Here is a 16951-nt window from a genome sequence, read left to right as displayed (position 1 = left end):
ATGGAATATGTAGCCGTACTCCTGCCCTCGTTGGTGGTTGGCCTGCTTTTTTGGTTTGCCATGAAATCCATCTTCAATGCCGATAAGTCCGAGCGTAAGGCTGAAGCACGGGCCCAAGCCGAGGCGGAATCGCGTTCCGGCGTGCCCTTGAAGGAACAGAACCCCGAATCGGACAAATAGCTCGAAAGAGATTTGTGCGCGTTCCTGTGGATATCCACAGGAACGATTGAACGCTTTGACGCGTTGCCATAAAGAGGCCCATACTTTTTACAGGAACATCCTCATTTTCTGACAACCGAACCTTTCCAAGAGGAAGACATATTTAATGGCACAGAAAGTAAACATCATCCTCGTCGATGATCTTGATGGGGGATCGGCGGACGAAAACGTCCGTTTCGGCCTCGATGGGGTCAGCTACGAAATCGATCTGTCCTCGGCCAATGCGGCCGAGCTCCGTTCTGCCCTGGGGCGCTTTGTTGCGGCCGGACGCAAAACCTCGGCCGGCAGGCCTACCCGCACCAAGCCGGTTGCAGGCACCCGCCCCAACGACTCCGCGCAGATCCGCCAGTGGGCGCGGGATAACGGCTACACGGTTAACAGCCGCGGCCGAATTCAGGCTGAAATTCAGGAAGCCTACCAAAAGGCAAATTCCTGATCTGCCCATCTCCATCGGCGTAATAGGCCCTGTCTTCACCTTCGGGGTGGGGGCAGGGTTTTTTGATGCCAATTGTAAATGCGCAAAGACGGACTTTGGCATGCGCGAAACCCTTGCTGGCCAAAACTTTTCAGCCGTGCCGTTGGGCAAATCTCCGCGCGATTTCCTGACGGCGAGCCGGTGATTCGCTTTGAGCCTCTGGTCTGGGTCGCCGGCGCGAATTCGCCCACTCGAATCTTTGCGTGGCGGGAGACACCCGAAATGTCTCTAATTAGCGGGCCTTGGTGATCCTTGAGCCGTCGTCGTCCCTTACTGCGTTCCGCTCCTGACGCCGCGGTCATGAGCAGGATGACGGGAGGTTGAACACGTCATGTTTCCCCTGTGGCGAACACGCTCCCCAATAGTGGGTCTGCCACGTAGCATCAAAGTACGTCGTAGCTAGGAGTGTGGCGAAAATGTTTGAGCGATTTACGGACCGTGCCCGTCGAGTAGTTGTGCTTGCCCAAGAAGAGGCACGCATGCTGAACCACAATTACATTGGTACCGAACACATCCTCTTGGGTCTGATCCATGAAGGTGAGGGCGTTGCCGCCAAAGCTCTTGAGTCCTTGAGCATTTCGCTCGACGGTGTGCGCGAGCAGGTACAGGAGATCATCGGCCAAGGCCAGCAGGCCCCATCCGGTCACATCCCCTTTACCCCGCGCGCCAAGAAGGTGCTGGAACTTTCCCTGCGGGAAGCCTTGCAGCTGGGCCACAACTACATCGGCACGGAGCACATCCTGCTGGGCCTCATCCGTGAGGGTGAAGGCGTTGCCGCTCAGGTGCTGGTCAAACTGGGCGCAGACCTAAACCGCGTCCGCCAGCAGGTCATCCAGCTCCTCTCCGGCTACCAGGGCAAGGAGACTACCGGCGCAGGCGTCGGTCCCGGCCAGCCCGAGGGCACTCCAGCCGGCTCCGTGGTTCTGGACCAGTTCGGCCGCAACCTTACCCAGGCTGCGCGCGAGAACAAGCTGGACCCGGTGATCGGTCGTGAGTCCGAAATGGAACGCGTTATGCAGGTCCTTTCGCGCCGCACCAAGAACAACCCTGTGCTGATCGGTGAGCCCGGCGTCGGCAAGACCGCCGTCGTCGAAGGCCTCGCCCAGGCAATTGTGCGCGGCGACGTCCCGGAAACCATCAAGGACAAGCAGCTGTACACCCTGGACCTCGGTTCACTGGTGGCCGGCTCCCGGTACCGCGGTGACTTCGAAGAGCGACTGAAGAAGGTCCTCAAGGAAATCCGCACCCGCGGCGACATCATCCTCTTCATCGACGAAATCCACACCCTTGTGGGTGCCGGCGCTGCTGAAGGTGCCATCGATGCTGCGTCCATCCTGAAGCCCATGCTGGCTCGCGGTGAACTGCAGACCATCGGTGCCACCACCCTGGATGAGTACCGCAAGCACATCGAGAAGGATGCCGCGCTCGAGCGTCGTTTCCAGCCGATCCAGGTCAAGGAGCCCTCTGTCGCACACGCGATCGAGATCCTCAAGGGCCTGCGTGACCGTTACGAGGCGCACCACCGCGTCACCATCACCGACGGCGCCCTCACCTCGGCCGCGAACCTCGCCGAACGCTACATCTCGGACCGCTTCCTGCCGGACAAGGCCATCGACCTGATCGACGAAGCCGGTGCCCGGCTGCGCATCCGCCGGATGACCGCCCCGCCGGAACTGAAGGCAATGGATGAGCGGATTGCCAAGCTGAAGATGGAGAAGGAATCCGCCATCGACGCGCAGGACTTCGAAGGTGCCGCTTCGCTCCGGGACAAGGAGCAGAAGCTCATCACTGAGCGTGCCGAGAAGGAACGCCATTGGAAGTCCGGCGGCATGGATGACATCTCCGAGGTGGACGAGGATCTCATCGCCGAGGTGTTGGCCAACTCCACCGGCATCCCGGTCTTCAAGCTGACCGAGGAAGAGTCCACGCGCCTGCTGAAGATGGAAGACGAACTGCACAAGCGTGTGGTGGGCCAGAATGAGGCCATCAGGTCCCTGTCCCAGGCAATCCGCCGCACCCGTGCAGGCCTGAAGGACCCCAAGCGTCCGGGCGGCTCGTTCATCTTTGCTGGCCCCACCGGCGTCGGCAAGACCGAGCTGGCCAAGGCCCTGGCGGAATTCCTGTTTGGTGACGAGGACGCCCTCATCACGCTGGACATGTCCGAGTACTCCGAAAAGCACACTGTTTCACGGCTCTTCGGTGCCCCTCCGGGCTACGTCGGCTACGAAGAGGGTGGCCAGCTCACTGAGAAGGTCCGCCGCCGTCCGTTCTCCGTGGTCCTGTTCGACGAAGTGGAGAAGGCGCACGCTGACCTCTTCAACTCACTCCTGCAGATCCTTGAAGACGGCCGCCTGACCGACTCCCAGGGTCGCGTGGTGGACTTCAAGAACACCGTGATCATCATGACCACCAACCTGGGCACCCGGGACATCTCCAAGAGCGTTGCCACCGGCTTCCAGTCCGGCACGGACACCCAGACCGGCTATAACCGGATGCGTGCCCGTGTGACGGAGGAGCTCAAGCAGCACTTCCGTCCGGAGTTCCTGAACCGTGTGGATGACGTTGTGGTGTTCCCGCAGCTCACCCAGGACGAGATCATCGAGATCGTGGACATGTTCGTTGGCCGCCTGGAGAAGCGCCTCAAGGACAAGGACATGGGCATCGAGCTCACCACCGCGGCCAAGGTGCTCCTGGCCACCCGCGGCTACGATCCTGCTATGGGTGCCCGGCCGCTGCGCCGCACCATCCAGCGCGAGATCGAGGACCAGCTCTCCGAGAAGATCCTGTTCGGCGAGCTCCACGCCGGCGACATCGTTGTAGTGGACGTGGATGGCGAAGGCGACGACGCCAAGTTCACCTTCGCTGGCAACGCCAAGCCGCGCATCCCGGAGATCGCTCCCAGCGTCTAACCACCAAAAGCGAAGGCTCCGCCACTCCGAAAGGAGCGGCGGGGCCTTCGTGTTGTCCGGCTTCCCGGTGTTGAGTCCGGGAGCGCCCCAGCCCAGCCGGAGCGGCCGAAGCCGGCCGGGTGCCACCGTAGGATTATGGGGTGACCGACTCTGATTCCTTCCACATCCGTTCCGCACGTACCAGCGACGTGGCCGCCATCAAGGGCCTTGTGGCGCCGTTGGCTGTGCAGCGGATCCTGATGGCGAAAGAGACCGTAGCCTATTACGAAAGCCTCCAGGAGTTCCGGATCGCAGAAGCCGACGACGGCGAAGTCATCGGCTGCGGCGCCCTGCACGTTATGTGGGAGGATCTCGCAGAAGTCCGCACGCTGGCCGCATCGGACGCGTGGCGCGGCAAGGGTGTAGGGCACGTACTGGTGGAAAGCCTGCTGGCCGAGGCCCGTGAACTGGGCGTGGCCCGGGTCTTCTGCCTCACGTTCGAGGTGGATTTTTTCAAGCGCCACGGCTTCGAGGTCATGGCCGACCAGACGGCCGTGGACCCGGTGGTCTACTCCGAGCTGCTGCGCTCCCATGACGAAGGCGTTGCCGAGTTCCTGGACCTGGCGAGGGTCAAGCCCAACACCCTGGGCAACACCCGCATGATCAAGACCCTCTAGGCACCCCCAATCACCCTGCCGCGGGCAACCGCGGGAAGAAGTCACCCTGTGACATAAATAGCTTTATGTCGAATTGATGGATAAACTTACGAGGTTGCAGTGTGGGGCCTGCCGTAAGGGACAGTCATTGGGGGCTGTCCCTTACCGCTTCCACCGCATCGTCGCAGGCCTACCGGACTTCAGGCGGCGGTAGTAGGGTCAAAGTGCATCCTCCAGGACGCACCCACACCCCAGGAGTTCTGCCATGAAAAAGCTCATCAATGATCCCCGTTCCGTGGTTGACGAATCCGTCGAGGGATTCGGTCTGGCCCACGCGGGACTTGTCACCGTCACCGCCGATCCGAAGTACGTCACGCGCAAAGACGCGCCGGTGGCAGGGAAAGTCGGACTCGTTTCCGGAGGGGGCAGCGGCCACGAGCCGCTCCACGCCGGGTTTGTCGGGCTGGGAATGCTCGACGCCGCCGTGCCGGGGGCGGTGTTCACCTCGCCGACGCCGGACCAGATTCTTCCGGCGACGCTCGCCGTTAGCTCGGGTGCCGGCGTCGTCCATATCGTGAAGAACTACACCGGCGACGTCCTGAACTTTGAGACCGCAGCGGAGCTGGCGCAGGCCGAAGGTGTGGACATCCGCACGGTCCTGGTCAATGACGACGTCGCGGTGGAGGACTCCCTGTATACCGCAGGCCGCCGCGGAGTGGGCGGCACCGTTCTGGTCGAGAAAATCGCCGGCGCCGCCGCTGAGCGGGGCGATAGCCTCGATGCCGTGGCCGCGATCGGTGACCGCGTCAACAGCAACGTCCGCACCATGGGGGTTGCGCTGTCCGCGTGCACAGTACCGCATGCGGGAACGCCCAGTTTCGACCTGGCGGATGATGAGATCGAGATCGGCATCGGCATCCATGGCGAGCCCGGCCGGCACAAAATCCCGATGGAGAACGCTGACGGCATCACGGACCGCCTGCTGGACCCGGTCCTCAGCGACCTGGGCATCACCGGCGGCGAAAAAGTACTGCTGTTCGTCAACGGCATGGGCGGCACCCCCCTGAGCGAGCTGTACATCGTCTACCGCCGCGCTGCCCAGGTGATCGCAGAACGTGGAGCCGCCGTCGAACGCTCGCTGGTAGGGAACTACATCACGTCCCTGGAAATGCAGGGCTGCTCCATCTCGGTGCTCCGGCTCGACGATGAACTGACGCAGCTGTGGGACGCTCCGGTGCACACCGCAGCCCTGCGTTGGGGCGTGTAACCGTGGTGCTGGACGTGAAATGGGCCGTCAGATGGCTGACTCTCTGCGCCCAGGCCATGGCGGAAAACCGGGTGTGGCTCATCGAACTCGACCGTGCGATCGGGGACTCGGACCACGGCGAGAACATGGACCGCGGCTTCCAGGCGGTGCTGGAGAAACTGGCTGAAGCGCAGCCTGAGACGCCCGGCGCGGCCCTGAAGCTGACTGCCATGACCCTGATGTCCAAGGTGGGCGGCGCCGCAGGTCCCTTGTACGGAACCGCGTTCCTGCGCGCCTCCACCGCCCTGGGAGACGCGGCCGAAATTGATCCGGAACGCCTTGCCGAAGCGCTCGGGGCTGCCCGCGACGGGATCGTGGCCCGGGGCAAGGCCGAACCCGGCGACAAGACCATGGTGGATGCATGGACCCCCGCTGTGGAGGCTGCACAGGCCGCCGCCAAGGACGGTGCCGGCACCGTCCTTGGCGTGCTGGTGGCTGCGGCCGAAGCGGCTGAAGCCGGCGCCGTGGCCACCGACCCGTTGGTGGCCCGCAAGGGCCGCGCCAGCTACCTGGGGGAGCGGAGCGCGGGCCACCGCGATCCGGGCGCCGCCTCGAGTGCGCTGATTCTCCGGGCAGCCGTGGGGGCCGCAGCGTGACAGTTCGTCTGGTGGTGGTTTCCCATAGCGAAAAAATAGCCGACGGCGCCGTGGAACTTGCCGCCCAGATGGCGCCCGACGTCGTCATCCTCGCCGCCGGGGGCACCGCAGACGGCAGGATCGGAACGAGCCTGGAAAAAGTCATGTCCGCCCTGGACCAGGCGGCCGGCGGCGATGGCGTGGTTGTCCTGACAGACCTGGGATCTGCCGTGATGACGGCGGAATCGGCCCTGGAATTCGTGGAGGAGCGGGCCGGTGTGCTTCTGGCGGACGCGCCCCTGGTGGAGGGCCTGGTTGCTGCCGCGGTGGCCGCGCAGGGCGGTGCCGATGCGAAGGCAGTTAAACATGCCGCCGAAGCGGTCTACGGACTGGGGCCGGACGTGGCGGCTGCTTCGCTAGCCCTGGCTGTCAATACCGTGGCTGAAGGGTCCGTCACCGGTCCGGGGCCGGACTTCACCGGCGACTTCGAACTGGTGAACGAGGCTGGCATGCACGCCCGCCCGGCCGCCAAGATCGCGGGCGGCCTGGCGTCCCTCAACGCCGAAGTCACGGTCAACGGCGTGGATGGCGCGTCAATGACATCCCTGATGATCCTGGCGGCAGGTAAGGGATCCATGCTCCACATCGAGGCTTGGGGGCCCGACGCAGAGCGTGCCCTGAACTACGTTGGCGGCCTGGTGCAGGCCGGCTTCGGCGAGCCGTAGGCCGTGGACTGGAGCTATTTGACCTGGCTGCGGCCCAGATTGAAGGAGCGCTTGTCCACGAGCAGGTACGTGCCGGCTCCCATCAGGAGGAAACCGCCAACGCCGATCGCGATGATCTGAGTGCTGACGCCGACAATAAGCAGCACCAGTCCGAACAGGCATGCGATGGCACCGAAGTACGTGCGGCGCCCAAACCTCGTGCCCACGGAGCCGGACGAGAGTTCCTCGGCGAGCCGCGGATCGTCTGCAGACAGGCCCAACTCCAGCTCCTCAAGCTGTTTCCGCTCTCTATCTGAAAGTGGCATCACAACCCCTTCCCGGCGGCGAACCTGTTGTAAATCCAATGTTGCCGAGGCTGGTAATACAGACCGTAGAAGCGTCCTGGGTGGAAGTCAAGGGCGGGGCCGGAGGGCCCTTGGCCGCCATCAGTCACGCAGCCTGTCGCAGGCCCTGGGCGTCGAGAATCACCGCAGCGGTGACGAACTTCCCGCAGTGCTCACCGTAGGGATAGGCGCCGCGGGGCCGGAAATTCAGGGTGTGCACCGGCAGAGCCGATCCGTCCGGAGCAGCTGCGGTGGCGGTCAGCGCCATCGGGGCCTCGGTGAGGGACTCCAGCATCAGCATCCCGATCATGGTCCCGTCAGGGGAAGCCGTGGCGGAGCAGACCCCTTCCGGTGTGCAGCCTTGGTCAATCGAGGCAGTGCCGGTGAAAAGCTCGACGCCGGCTTCTTTACAGACGCCGTCCTGGCAGGCCTTGAGACGCAGTGAGCCCACCTGCGGTACGTACTCCCGGGCCACGGTCACAGAGACCGCTGACGCCTGGGCAATCATCGGGCACGGCGTCGGGGCGGGGTAGTAGTAGCAACCGGAGGTGAGAACCGCCGTCGTCATCAGTGCCAGAAGTACCCCGGGCTTGCCCATACTCCAGCGTAAATCCGGAGACGGAAGCCGGCATTGCTACCAGGAAAGTGATGCAAACATTGTTATGGCCGTTGCTCCGAAAAGCACCATAATGAGACCCGTCGCCATCCGGCCCTTGGCAACAACAAAGGCCGGCAGCGTGGATTCGGCGGGGTTGGCCGGGTTGTAGGCCACCGGGATGTGGGTGCCGATGATCGCCTGGTCCTGGCTGTAGATATCGGACTGCCCCAGCCAGCGCTTGCCGCCCGCGTCTGAGAATTCATACGACGGCGCAAACCGGTTCCGGCCGTTGCCTGCGGGTCCGTCCGTGCCGTGCAGGTTTCCGGTGACGGTGGCCAAAGTCTCTTGCCACCCCGCCATGGAGCGTTTCCGGCGGAAGGACGCGGCCAGGGACAGCCCCATCAGGATCAGGCCCGCGGCAAGGAAAAGCCCCGGCAGCACGATGAACAGCAGTTTCAGGGAGTCCACAGTTCAGCCCAGCGGGAAGTTGCCGGCGACCCAGAACAGCAGCAGGGCGAAGAATGCAAAAACCGGCATCAGGCACCCGATCACCATTTTGGATTCGGACGCCACCTGGAACGACTGGTTGGGATTCGCCGGGTTGTAGGCCACGGCCAGGGGTGATCCCGGTGCCTGCTGATTAGCGTACGAAACCTCGGATTCGCCCGCATAAAGGGTCCCGTTGGGGTCGGCGAACTGGTAGGTGGGGTAGAAGCGCCGGCTCCGCGTTGAGCCGCCGCCGCCATGTGTCCAGCCCGCCACGTTCCCGGTGACGGTCGCCTGCACCTTTGGCCAGCCGGCGATCAGTTTTTCCTGCCGCTTGGCTTTCCGCAGTGAGCGGACCAGCGCAAAAATGACACCCGCAACAAACAGTGCCCAGATGACATACAACACGATTCTCATGAACTTCCCCCGGTTCGAGTCACCAGAAAGTATCCCATTCAGGGGCGGTCCACACTAAAAGACGCTCAGGCCGGCAGCCGGTAACCGCCCTGGTGCAGCTCGGCCAGGCCGTCGCCGAGGAGGCCGGCAATGGCACGTTCGAGTTGTTCCGGCGCGGAGTTCAGGCGGTGCAGTGCGGACAAGGGCACGCCGATTCCTGTCGCCGCGAAGCCCAGGTCAGCAGGCTCCCGCTGGAACATTTCCGCCGGCACCGGGGCATCCGCAAGCCGAAGCACAGCTATCACGGCTCCCCGGACCTGCCGGTCAGTGCCGTGCCACGCCTGTCCTTTGGGAGCGTACGACGGCGGCGGCTCGCCGGCTGCCAGCCACGCACAGGAGTTCCGCACCGGGCATTCCGCGCACTTGGGCGCACGCGCCGTGCAGACCAGCGCCCCCAGTTCCATCACCGCGGCGTTCCAGCGCACGGAGGTCCCGACGTCGTCCGGCAGCAGTTCCGCTGCGAGCCGCATCTCCGCGGCGTTCAGCGACGGTGAGGGGAGTGCGACGCCGGAAACCAGCCGCGCGTGCACCCGCCGGATGTTGGTGTCCACCACAGTCTCCCGGCGTCCGAAGGCAAAGGCGGCAACGGCCGCGGCCGTGTAGCTGCCCACGCCGGGCAGGGCCAGCAGCTCCGTGTAGTCGCCGGGGACCTCGCCGGCGTGGTCGCGGACGATGGCGGCGGCGGCCGCGTGCAGGCGGAGTGCCCTGCGGGGATAGCCGAGCCTTCCCCAGGAGCGGACGGCTTCCCCTGCAGGCTCACCGGCGAGCCCGGCGGGGGTGGGCCAGCGCTCAAGCCATTCCCGCCAGACCGGCAAAACCCGCACCACAGGGGTCTGCTGGAGCATGATCTCGCTGACCAGGACTCCCCACGGTGAGCAACGGGTTTCGCGCCACGGCAGGTCCCTCGCCGTCTCCGCGAACCAGCCGGTGATCCTGCGGTGCAGCGCGGCGAGCTGGTCGGGGCGGAGTCCACCCGGGCCGGACGGGCCGTCCACGGGCATGGCTGGGGAAAGGGTCATGGCGTCGATTCCAACACTGTAGTGGATTCCCGGGAGCCGCGCGAAGATTCCCGCGGACAAACTGTGACCTTAGCGTTGACTGGGGGACCGGCGTGGTGGGACGGCAGAATCCGGCGGGTTCTCTAGCCTAGAAGGATGGGCAGGCAAGGCAATTCATCACCGCGCAAGACGGCATCCGCATCCGGTTCCCGGGGCGGTTCCGGCGCTACCGGGCAGCCGAGCGCAGCCGTCTACCGCCGCCGTCGGCTTTTTACGGGAACAGCCCTGCTCATGGCGGTGGCGCTCGCCTTCGGTGGCTTTGCGGTGGCCGGTGCGCTCAGCGGCACCGAGCAGGCAGCTTCCACGGGCGGCGCCACCGAATCTGCCCCCGCCCCCGGCCCATCGCCGTCGGAAACTGCGGGCACGGAACCCACTGCCACGCCCACGCCGTCCTGCAGTCAAAACCTGGTGACGGTGTCCGCTTCGACGGACAAAGCCGCCTACGGCCCCGATGAGAACCCGCTGCTCACCCTGAAGGTGACCAACGGCGGAACCATGCCGTGCGAGGTGAACATCGGAACGTCCCAGATGGAGTTCCTGGTGACCAGCGGTGCGGACAGGATCTTCTCGTCCAAGGACTGCCAGGCCAAAAGCGAAGACCTGATGAAGACGATTGCCCCGGGGGCCAGCGAAACGGCGAACTTTCCGTGGGCCCGTAACCGCACGCTGGAGGGCTGCAGCCCCATCGAAGCCAAGCCAGGAGCGGGCGGGTCCTACTACATTTTCACGGCCAAGCTTGGCTCGAGGGCCAGCCCCAAGGCCGTGTTCCAGCTCAGCTGATCCGCCCCTTAGGTGGGTGGGGATTAGAGGAAGCGGTCCAGCAGGCTGGCTTCGGCCATCCGGCTCAGGCCTTCGCGGACGGTGCGGGCACGTTGGTCGCCGATGCCGTCAACGGTCATGAGGTCGTCAATGGTGGCCGCCATCAGGAACTGCAGGCCGCCGAAGTGGTCCACCAAGCGGTCGGCAACAGCCTTGGGGACTGCCTTGAGCCCGGACAGCAACCTGTAACCGCGCGGCTGCACCACGGCGTCGAGATTGGCCTCGCCGCCGGCGAAACCGACGATCCCGGAGATCTTGCCCAGGTCGATCAGCTCTGTAGGGCCGAGGTTCACCAACGCAGTGACGGCCCGTTCGATGTCCTCGGCGGACGCGTCCGGCCGGGCGTAGTCGCGGATGATGACATCGCTGCCCGGGCCGCGGCCAACCGTGAGTTCATCGAGCTGGAGGGACAGAAGCCGGCCGTCCTCGCCAAGTTCCAGGACATACTGCGATATTTCCTCGGAGATCCGGCGGACCATTTCCTGGCGCTGCAGGGTCACTGCGACGTCGCGGACGGTCACCATGGCCTCGATCTCGAGGGCGGACAGGGAACTGGTCACCTGGTCCAGCCGCGAACGGTACCGTTCCAGCGTGGCGAGGGCCTGGTTGGCGCGGGCCAGGACCTTCTCGGATCCCTCCAGCACGTGCCGGAGCCCGTTCACGTACAGCGCGATGATCTGCATGGACTGGCTGACGGAGATTACGGGAACGCCGGTCTGGATGGCCACACGCTCGGCGGTGCGGTGGCGGGTACCGGATTCCTGGGTTTCGATGCTTGAGTCCGGGACCAGCTGGACCGCGGCCCGGAGAATGTTGCCGGCGTCCTTGTCGCAGATGATGGCTCCGTCCATCTTGGCCAGTTCGCGGAGCCTTGTGGGGGAGAAATCGATGCCAATGTCGAACCCGCCGGAGCAGATGGAATCGATGGTCCGGTCCGAGCCCAGCACGATCAGCGCACCGGTCCGCCCCCGGAGGATGCGCTCCAGGCCATCGCGCAACGGCGTGCCTGGAGCCACTCTGCCCAGAGTCGCCTTGAGCGATTCTTCGGGGCTCCGAGCCATAGGTTTTCCCTTCAAAGGTGCAGGCTGCCGCCCGCAGGTACGCCGGTTTACGCTCAGCCGGGAGGATCAAAAGTACTCAGTTTCCTGCAAGCTCAATGATAGAGGTAAGAAGCGGCAACAACCGCACGGACAAGCCCCAAAGTGCCTCGTTAGGGGGTGCCGCGAAGTGCCTTGGGAACGCGTGCGACGGCGGCTGGTCGGGTGGGCACATTTGGCCAGTTTGGGTGCGTGGCGGGCTCTGCGCCCCCACCACATCAGAATGAGGTGCATGCCCGGTTGGCAATGCGTCGACGAGCAGGGGCGCGTACCGGATCTTGTTACCGCTGCGTCCCCCGAAGAACCGGCGCAACTGCGCCGTTATGGGCCGGTCTCGCTGAGACGGCTGGTGTTGGAGGATCCGGAACGACGCGAGCTCGCCCTGAGCCGCGATGACACCGGGAAAGCCGTCAACCCCAAGGCAACGGATGAGTTCATCCTCCAGGTCGGCGTCACAGACGTGGAAGCCAAGCTCCGCCAGCGGGCCCGACCCGATGCCTGCCCGGCCGAGCGCACGGGCGATGCCACGGGACTCCCGCACATCACACAGACCTAGCAACCGGTGGCCTGCGACGTCCGGGCCGTAGCGGGCGAGGAAGCGGACGATGCTGGTGGCGCCTCCCATCGGGGCCACAGTCACCCGCTCGGCGGCCAGGTCGTGGCCAAGGCGCACGGCCAGCGTCTCCACCGCCATCCGGTCACTCTCGCCCTCAACCAACACCGTCGTCGCCTGCATGGAACCAGTATGCCGAACGCCAGCCTGGGTGGCTCGCGCGCCGTCAGATCTGGCACGGTCTGAGGGTTTGTACGCGTTAGTCCGTTGAGCGTCACCGCGATGAGTTCGGCAAGCTCCACCGGAGTGTGCGTCCCTGCCCGGCAAGGCCCTGGCCGGAGAAGGTCTTGTCCGGGCGTCATCCCAAGGCGACCCGGGCGTTTTTTCTCGGCGCTGAGGTCTTGGTCGTTGTGGATACACGGGCGTACCGATAAGGATTCCCGTCGTGCTTCAGCAGGTACCGTTTATCCCCCCGTCACCGGGCATTTTCTCGGGCGGGTCTTACGGGAATCGGGCGACCGCGGAAACCCGGCGAAGCGTGATCCGCAAAGTTTGGGTATCCCTTGCGCCGATGGGGGACCGGCTAAAGGGCACGCCGGCCGCCCTGCGTGGCGCTACGACCAGGGCTGCGGTTAGCTTGGCATGATTCAACTTGTCGACCACGGATTGAGCGTCCCCTGTGGACCACGTGACCAAAGGTCGCCTTTGAAGAAGAACAACAATGCGATGCACTTGGGGGAAAGTATGCAGGATGCGCCGAGCTTCGAACTGTGGACGCCTGCCAGGCAGAAGCTGCACAAGTACATCGGGGCAGTCGATTCGTCTCTCGCGCCCCTCTATAGGGAAGCGGTCCGGATGATCGATACCACTCCCGCAGCGGGTGAGGACCGCCTCCGCCTCGCCATGATCGGACACTGCATTCGAGAGCGCAAGAGGCGGAGGCTCTCCTCGGCCTGTTCCGCGAGTGGCTGGGCCAGACCGGCCACAGCAGCGTTCGTCAGGAGGGCTACAGCACTGCCGCCGGCCAAGTGTTCGAATTCTTCAATCGTGCCGGGAAACGTTTCCTGCCACGAGTGTCGCTGGGATCGGTGCTCGTGGGCAGCGGCGCCGAGATGGGGTGGGCGCGGAAGCCTAAGTCGGGGCGAGAGTTGGTGTAGTCCCAGGAATCGTGGACTATTTGGCCGTGAGTGGAATAGTGAAGAGATCGCTCAGGTCGGTCGCGGTAGAAGCCTGGCGCAGGAGCGGTCCGACGCCGAAGATCTCCTGGACGGTGCGCAGGGTGGAACCGTGGTTGTAGGCAATGGTGTTGGAGTAGTTCGTCTTGCCATACGGCGAGTTGACGATCAGGCCACTGGGATAGTTGCCGTCCCAGCCCATTTCGTCCCAGAGGATGAGGATGGCTCCGCCGTTCTGATACGCGGCTGATGCCTGTATCTTGGGAATTTCTGACTTGAGAAAACTATCCGCCTGGCAGGGCATGCAATTGGACCCGGAGGCGAGTTTCTCACCCTGATCCCAGTCGTTGGGGACGATAAAGTTATAGGCCGGAACGGTGTTATTGGTCAGATCGCCGGCAAATTCACTGTAGGGACGTTCATGGGACTGGCAGTAGCCCGCATCGTTGCGGACGTCGTCGAAGTAGACGAAAGCGTTGTGATCCAGCGAGTAAGGGGTGCCGGGGTCGGAAATATTACAGGTCGTGCCGTCGCCAGGCAGGTTCTCGGCATAGTACCTCCAGGAAATACCGGCAGTGCGCAATTGAGTGACCAAGTGGTCAGTCATACTGGTGCTGGGGGTCGGGGGCAGGAAGGTGCCGTCCGTGAGACCCATGGAATCCCCGGCCTCGAGAGCGATGTAATTAGGCAGGCTAGGATGCCCGTAAGTAGTGCTGTAATTCTCGGCGTACGCGGAGGAGGGCAACAGGACGCTATTTAGATACGGGTAGCTGCCGTTGGCTTTCACGTCTTTCCAGTCGGTATTCTCCATCATGACGACGAAAACGGTTTTGATGGCTCCAAGCGATGTAGGTGGGGGCGCTGGAGTAGGTGTGGCCGTCGGGGTCGGGGTCGGGGTCGGTGTAGACGTCGCGGTCGAGGTCGGAGCTGGCGTCGGTGCTGTAAGACCGCTCACCACGTCCAGCCGGTCGGCCTCCAGATTCACGCCGTTGGAGGCCGCGTTCTTGGTGCCGGTGGAACGCACTTTGATGGTGTGCGTACCGGCGGACAGGGTCGGGCTGGAATATACCAACTGTTGATCTTGGCGGGTAGTCGCATAAGGATCTACCAGGGTTTCGGTACCCCCATCGATCGAGACAGCAAAGATGGCCAGAGTGTTGTTCTTTTCCGAGAAAATCAGCCCCCGGGTCCCCTTAAACTTCACGCTGTAAGCCGCCCCGGAAGCATTGGTAAAGTGGTCGTTGCCCTGGTACAGGCTGGGCATACCCGTACTTGTGGACCACCCGCTACCTGTGTAGCTGAACTGATTCAAACCCGCTCCGACGGTAGCGTCGTTCAGCGTTTGAGTGGCGGCTCCACTCAGGCTGGCAGACGTTAACCATGCGCCGACCACAGCGGCAGCGAGCAACGTAGCTAGCCCGCGCCGCAAAATGGTTGAGTTTATCTTCATGTGATCGCCTAAGTATTTCTTTCCAAAGTTATTTCCCGATGCTGAAGGCGTCGGTGAAGGTGTATCCGGTTGCGGGAACAAATCTCACGTCCATCCGCGTGCTGGTCACGGTGACATCCAAGGTTCCCAGGGCTGGATTTTCGTTGGTCCCGGACCAGACGTCAAAGTAGGGCTTTTCGGGATCGTCGGTGTTGATTTCGCGGATGCTCTTGCCTCCGACGCCGATCGTGGTGAAAACCGTTCCCTTTCCTTTGGTCAGGGCGTCGTCGCTGTCAACCACGCACTCTGGTGTGACATCCCTGATAAACAGGTAGATGCAGGTCCTGTTGATGCCGAGCTGGTGCGTTCGTTGGTAGATGTGTTCATGGCCGGTCAGCACGAGATCCACATTTTTGCTGATCAGAAGGTTCGTCAGTGCTTGGCCTGCGTCACAGCCATAGTTCCCAATGCTGAAGCACGGGGTATGCATGCCCACCACTGTCCAGGGAATGTCCGCCGTACGGGCACCGTCAATGGCAGATTCGGTCCACCGCCACCGCTCGCTGTCCCTCGAATAGTCCAAAACGCCTTCCGGGAACTCCAGGCCGGGCGAGACCAGAATCAGCCTCACCAGTGGGTGCTCCTGGGGGACGTCCACGTACCACTGTTTGCCGTACTCGCCCTGCAGGCCGGGCAACTTGTTGGGCAGGCAGTTGGCGAAGTTCTCTATATGCCCCTCTTCACCATTGCTTTCGTGGTTTCCTGCCACCACCTCATAAGGAAAGTCCGGACCGAGCTTTGCGGTGATTAGGTCACAGAATGCCTGCTCCGGGCCTTGCGCGTAGGACAGGTCTCCGAGGTTGACGTTGAAATCGGGTCCAAGTTCCTTGATTGTGTCGAGCACCGCTTTGGCGCCCTTTCCCATGCCGACGTCACCGGCTGCCGTAAAACGCACAGACCTTCCATCGGGAGGCGCCGAACTCTTGGGTACGGCAAATTCGCAACGTGCCAACCCGAAACAGGTCAGGGAGGCCAAAACGACCGAGGCAACTACTTTCTGCCATGCCGGCATGTGACCACCATCCCTTGTTTTGAGTATTGTGTAGTGGTTCGTAAGGGTACGCCCTGGCAAGGACCGTGCTCGCGGGGATTCTGAATGCCGCCGCTCAGGCGCAAAAGGTGCAAGAAGCGGCTTGCCAGACATAGAAGAGTCTGTGGGATGCAATGGTTGCGAAGCACGCTCTGGCGAAGACCCCCTACTCGAAGCTGTCTTCCTGGCAGTTTGGCGATTTCGTCTTCGCGTGGGACTACGACGTTATCGCCGATACTTCAAAATCGAGACGTGCAGGCTTTCACGCATATGTTGAAAGCGAAGAGATGTTTTTGAGAATTTTCAAGAGTCTCTGAGATCAGCGGCTGATTCCCTAAGCCGGTCCGCCCTACGTTCTATGCCCTTGAAGGAGCATTGATCCTCGTCAGTTGATGATTTGGCCTCGCTCGTCCGCCCGGAGGGCTACGAGTCGCTCCTTCCACGCCTGTAGCGCCTCGGGCGCCTGTCGTGTCCAATCGGTGACTTCGCCGACGACCCTGAGCGGGGCACTGCTGCGATATGACCGGGTGGGGTTGCCGGGGAATTTCTTGTCGGTCACGGTGGGGTCGTTCTCGAATGCCCCGGTCGGCTCGACCTCGTAGACGCGCGGGGCTCCGTCACCCGCCGCGAGTCCCGCGCCGTTCGGAAGAGCGGTGAAATAGATGTGATTCATCACGACTTCGGGACGGTAGTTCGACCTGAAGCCCGCCCTGAGGAGATCACCGTCCCGGAGGTTGGCTTTCGTGCCGTGAAAGAACGGACCCTCGTCCAGGGATTTGCTCACACCTACAGCCTAAGCGTCTGAACCGCTGGCTGCCCGGAGGGAGAGAATCGCCCTGGCGGCGAAAGCGATGCCGGCTAGAAGAAGTACCACGGCCGAAATGATGAGGTACCAGACTCCGTTGGAGCCCAGTGCGGTGGATACGCCGATGAGGGAGAAAATAACTGCCCCCAGCGACCAAATGAGCGTTGCTCTCTTGGTGTTATTCATGGCCCCAGCCTAAAGTCCGCCGCTGCGATAAA

19 protein-coding genes and 1 pseudogene are annotated in these 16951 nt (G+C 63.2%); 9 read left to right on the top strand and 11 right to left on the bottom strand.

Translation table 11 applies throughout. From position 1 onward, the window contains the following. The 7 genes from QK290_RS06140 to dhaM all read left to right on the top strand — a co-directional run bounded on the left by QK290_RS06140 (position 1) and on the right by dhaM (position 6844). On the top strand, positions 1-180 hold the full coding sequence (locus QK290_RS06140; protein WP_282329792.1) for a hypothetical protein: 180 nt from the start codon (positions 1-3) through the stop codon (positions 178-180). 145 nt (positions 181-325) lie between these two features. After that, on the top strand, positions 326-655 hold the full coding sequence (locus QK290_RS06135; RefSeq protein WP_282329791.1) for an Lsr2 family protein: 330 nt from the start codon (positions 326-328) through the stop codon (positions 653-655). A gap of 455 nt (positions 656-1110) precedes the next feature. Further along, a complete protein-coding gene (locus QK290_RS06130; protein ID WP_185262270.1) occupies positions 1111-3603 on the top strand; it encodes an ATP-dependent Clp protease ATP-binding subunit in 2493 nt (830 codons plus the stop codon). Positions 3604-3743: 140 nt separating this feature from the next. Further along, positions 3744-4259 carry an amino-acid N-acetyltransferase gene (locus QK290_RS06125; RefSeq protein ID WP_282329789.1) on the top strand — a complete coding sequence of 172 codons (516 nt, stop codon included), beginning with the start codon at positions 3744-3746 and terminating at the stop codon, positions 4257-4259. A gap of 244 nt (positions 4260-4503) precedes the next feature. Then, complete coding sequence (gene dhaK / locus QK290_RS06120; RefSeq protein WP_282329788.1) at positions 4504-5505, top strand: dihydroxyacetone kinase subunit DhaK; 1002 nt, start codon at positions 4504-4506, stop codon at positions 5503-5505. Between the two features lie 2 nt (positions 5506-5507). Further along, positions 5508-6140 (top strand): dihydroxyacetone kinase subunit DhaL, encoded by a 633-nt coding sequence (gene dhaL, locus QK290_RS06115; protein WP_282329787.1) that lies wholly within the window; start codon positions 5508-5510, stop codon positions 6138-6140. Beyond that, a complete protein-coding gene (gene dhaM / locus QK290_RS06110; RefSeq protein ID WP_282329786.1) occupies positions 6137-6844 on the top strand; it encodes a dihydroxyacetone kinase phosphoryl donor subunit DhaM in 708 nt (235 codons plus the stop codon). The genes dhaL and dhaM overlap by 4 nt, the downstream gene beginning before the upstream one ends. 14 nt (positions 6845-6858) lie before the next feature. On the opposite strand, the gene QK290_RS06105 is transcribed toward dhaM, so the two are convergent. From QK290_RS06105 to QK290_RS06085, 5 genes are all read right to left on the bottom strand, one after another. Continuing rightward, on the bottom strand, positions 6859-7149 hold the full coding sequence (locus tag QK290_RS06105; protein WP_282329785.1) for a DUF3040 domain-containing protein: 291 nt from the start codon (positions 7147-7149) through the stop codon (positions 6859-6861). A 124-nt stretch (positions 7150-7273) separates the two neighbouring features. Further along, the gene (locus QK290_RS06100; protein WP_282329784.1) at positions 7274-7765 is read right to left on the bottom strand and encodes a hypothetical protein; all 492 of its coding nucleotides are present in this window, start codon (positions 7763-7765) and stop codon (positions 7274-7276) included. A 36-nt stretch (positions 7766-7801) separates the two neighbouring features. After that, on the bottom strand, positions 7802-8233 hold the full coding sequence (locus tag QK290_RS06095; protein WP_282329783.1) for a DUF3592 domain-containing protein: 432 nt from the start codon (positions 8231-8233) through the stop codon (positions 7802-7804). 3 nt (positions 8234-8236) lie between these two features. Beyond that, positions 8237-8668, bottom strand: coding sequence for a DUF3592 domain-containing protein (locus QK290_RS06090; RefSeq protein WP_282329782.1), 432 nt, complete (start codon positions 8666-8668; stop codon positions 8237-8239). A 65-nt stretch (positions 8669-8733) separates the two neighbouring features. Next, positions 8734-9708 carry an A/G-specific adenine glycosylase gene (locus QK290_RS06085; protein WP_282329871.1) on the bottom strand — a complete coding sequence of 325 codons (975 nt, stop codon included), beginning with the start codon at positions 9706-9708 and terminating at the stop codon, positions 8734-8736. A 153-nt stretch (positions 9709-9861) separates the two neighbouring features. Between QK290_RS06085 and QK290_RS06080 the strand changes: the two genes are divergently transcribed. Further along, entirely contained in the window at positions 9862-10545 is a 684-nt protein-coding gene (locus QK290_RS06080) for a hypothetical protein (RefSeq protein WP_282329781.1), read from the top strand. A gap of 23 nt (positions 10546-10568) precedes the next feature. On the opposite strand, the gene disA is transcribed toward QK290_RS06080, so the two are convergent. Then, complete coding sequence (gene disA / locus QK290_RS06075; protein ID WP_282329780.1) at positions 10569-11645, bottom strand: DNA integrity scanning diadenylate cyclase DisA; 1077 nt, start codon at positions 11643-11645, stop codon at positions 10569-10571. A gap of 268 nt (positions 11646-11913) precedes the next feature. Between disA and QK290_RS06070 the strand changes: the two genes are divergently transcribed. Then, positions 11914-12237: a hypothetical protein gene (locus QK290_RS06070; protein WP_282329779.1), complete on the top strand. Its 324-nt coding sequence runs from the start codon at positions 11914-11916 to the stop codon at positions 12235-12237. Positions 12238-12285: 48 nt separating this feature from the next. On the opposite strand, the pseudogene QK290_RS18630 reads toward QK290_RS06070, so the two are convergent. The 5 genes and pseudogenes from QK290_RS18630 to QK290_RS06050 all read right to left on the bottom strand — a co-directional run. Continuing rightward, a pseudogene (locus tag QK290_RS18630) lies at positions 12286-12417 on the bottom strand (TOPRIM nucleotidyl transferase/hydrolase domain-containing protein); the annotation flags it as partial. Positions 12418-13407: 990 nt separating this feature from the next. Next, complete coding sequence (locus tag QK290_RS06065; RefSeq protein ID WP_282329778.1) at positions 13408-14859, bottom strand: alkaline phosphatase family protein; 1452 nt, start codon at positions 14857-14859, stop codon at positions 13408-13410. A gap of 28 nt (positions 14860-14887) precedes the next feature. Further along, positions 14888-15793, bottom strand: a complete 906-nt coding sequence (locus tag QK290_RS06060; protein ID WP_282329777.1) for a metallophosphoesterase — start codon at positions 15791-15793, stop codon at positions 14888-14890. A gap of 520 nt (positions 15794-16313) precedes the next feature. Beyond that, entirely contained in the window at positions 16314-16712 is a 399-nt protein-coding gene (gene arr, locus QK290_RS06055; protein ID WP_282329776.1) for an NAD(+)--rifampin ADP-ribosyltransferase, read from the bottom strand. A 9-nt stretch (positions 16713-16721) separates the two neighbouring features. After that, on the bottom strand, positions 16722-16919 hold the full coding sequence (locus tag QK290_RS06050) for a hypothetical protein (RefSeq protein WP_282329775.1): 198 nt from the start codon (positions 16917-16919) through the stop codon (positions 16722-16724). Positions 16920-16951: the final 32 nt, after the last annotated feature.

Origin of the sequence: Pseudarthrobacter sp. AL07 (assembly GCF_029960665.1) — a bacterium.
Taxonomy (GTDB): Bacteria; Actinomycetota; Actinomycetes; order Actinomycetales; family Micrococcaceae; genus Arthrobacter.
This window is presented reverse-complemented; position numbering and strand designations above follow the sequence as displayed.

What these genes read in the sequence shown, in the direction of transcription:
- QK290_RS06135 (WP_282329791.1), top strand. Translation starts at nt 326, where the DNA reads ATGGCACAGAAAGTAAACATCATCCTCGTCGATGATCTTGATGGGGGA.
- QK290_RS06070 (WP_282329779.1), top strand. Translation starts at nt 11,914, where the DNA reads ATGCCCGGTTGGCAATGCGTCGACGAGCAGGGGCGCGTACCGGATCTT.
- QK290_RS06100 (WP_282329784.1), bottom strand. Translation starts at nt 7,765, where the DNA reads ATGGGCAAGCCCGGGGTACTTCTGGCACTGATGACGACGGCGGTTCTC.
- QK290_RS06140 (WP_282329792.1), top strand. Translation starts at nt 1, where the DNA reads ATGGAATATGTAGCCGTACTCCTGCCCTCGTTGGTGGTTGGCCTGCTT.
- QK290_RS06050 (WP_282329775.1), bottom strand. Translation starts at nt 16,919, where the DNA reads ATGAATAACACCAAGAGAGCAACGCTCATTTGGTCGCTGGGGGCAGTT.
- QK290_RS06085 (WP_282329871.1), bottom strand. Translation starts at nt 9,708, where the DNA reads ATGCCCGTGGACGGCCCGTCCGGCCCGGGTGGACTCCGCCCCGACCAG.
- dhaK (WP_282329788.1), top strand. Translation starts at nt 4,504, where the DNA reads ATGAAAAAGCTCATCAATGATCCCCGTTCCGTGGTTGACGAATCCGTC.
- QK290_RS06130 (WP_185262270.1), top strand. Translation starts at nt 1,111, where the DNA reads ATGTTTGAGCGATTTACGGACCGTGCCCGTCGAGTAGTTGTGCTTGCC.
- QK290_RS06105 (WP_282329785.1), bottom strand. Translation starts at nt 7,149, where the DNA reads ATGCCACTTTCAGATAGAGAGCGGAAACAGCTTGAGGAGCTGGAGTTG.
- QK290_RS06080 (WP_282329781.1), top strand. Translation starts at nt 9,862, where the DNA reads ATGGGCAGGCAAGGCAATTCATCACCGCGCAAGACGGCATCCGCATCC.
- disA (WP_282329780.1), bottom strand. Translation starts at nt 11,645, where the DNA reads ATGGCTCGGAGCCCCGAAGAATCGCTCAAGGCGACTCTGGGCAGAGTG.
- QK290_RS06065 (WP_282329778.1), bottom strand. Translation starts at nt 14,859, where the DNA reads ATGAAGATAAACTCAACCATTTTGCGGCGCGGGCTAGCTACGTTGCTC.
- QK290_RS06090 (WP_282329782.1), bottom strand. Translation starts at nt 8,668, where the DNA reads ATGAGAATCGTGTTGTATGTCATCTGGGCACTGTTTGTTGCGGGTGTC.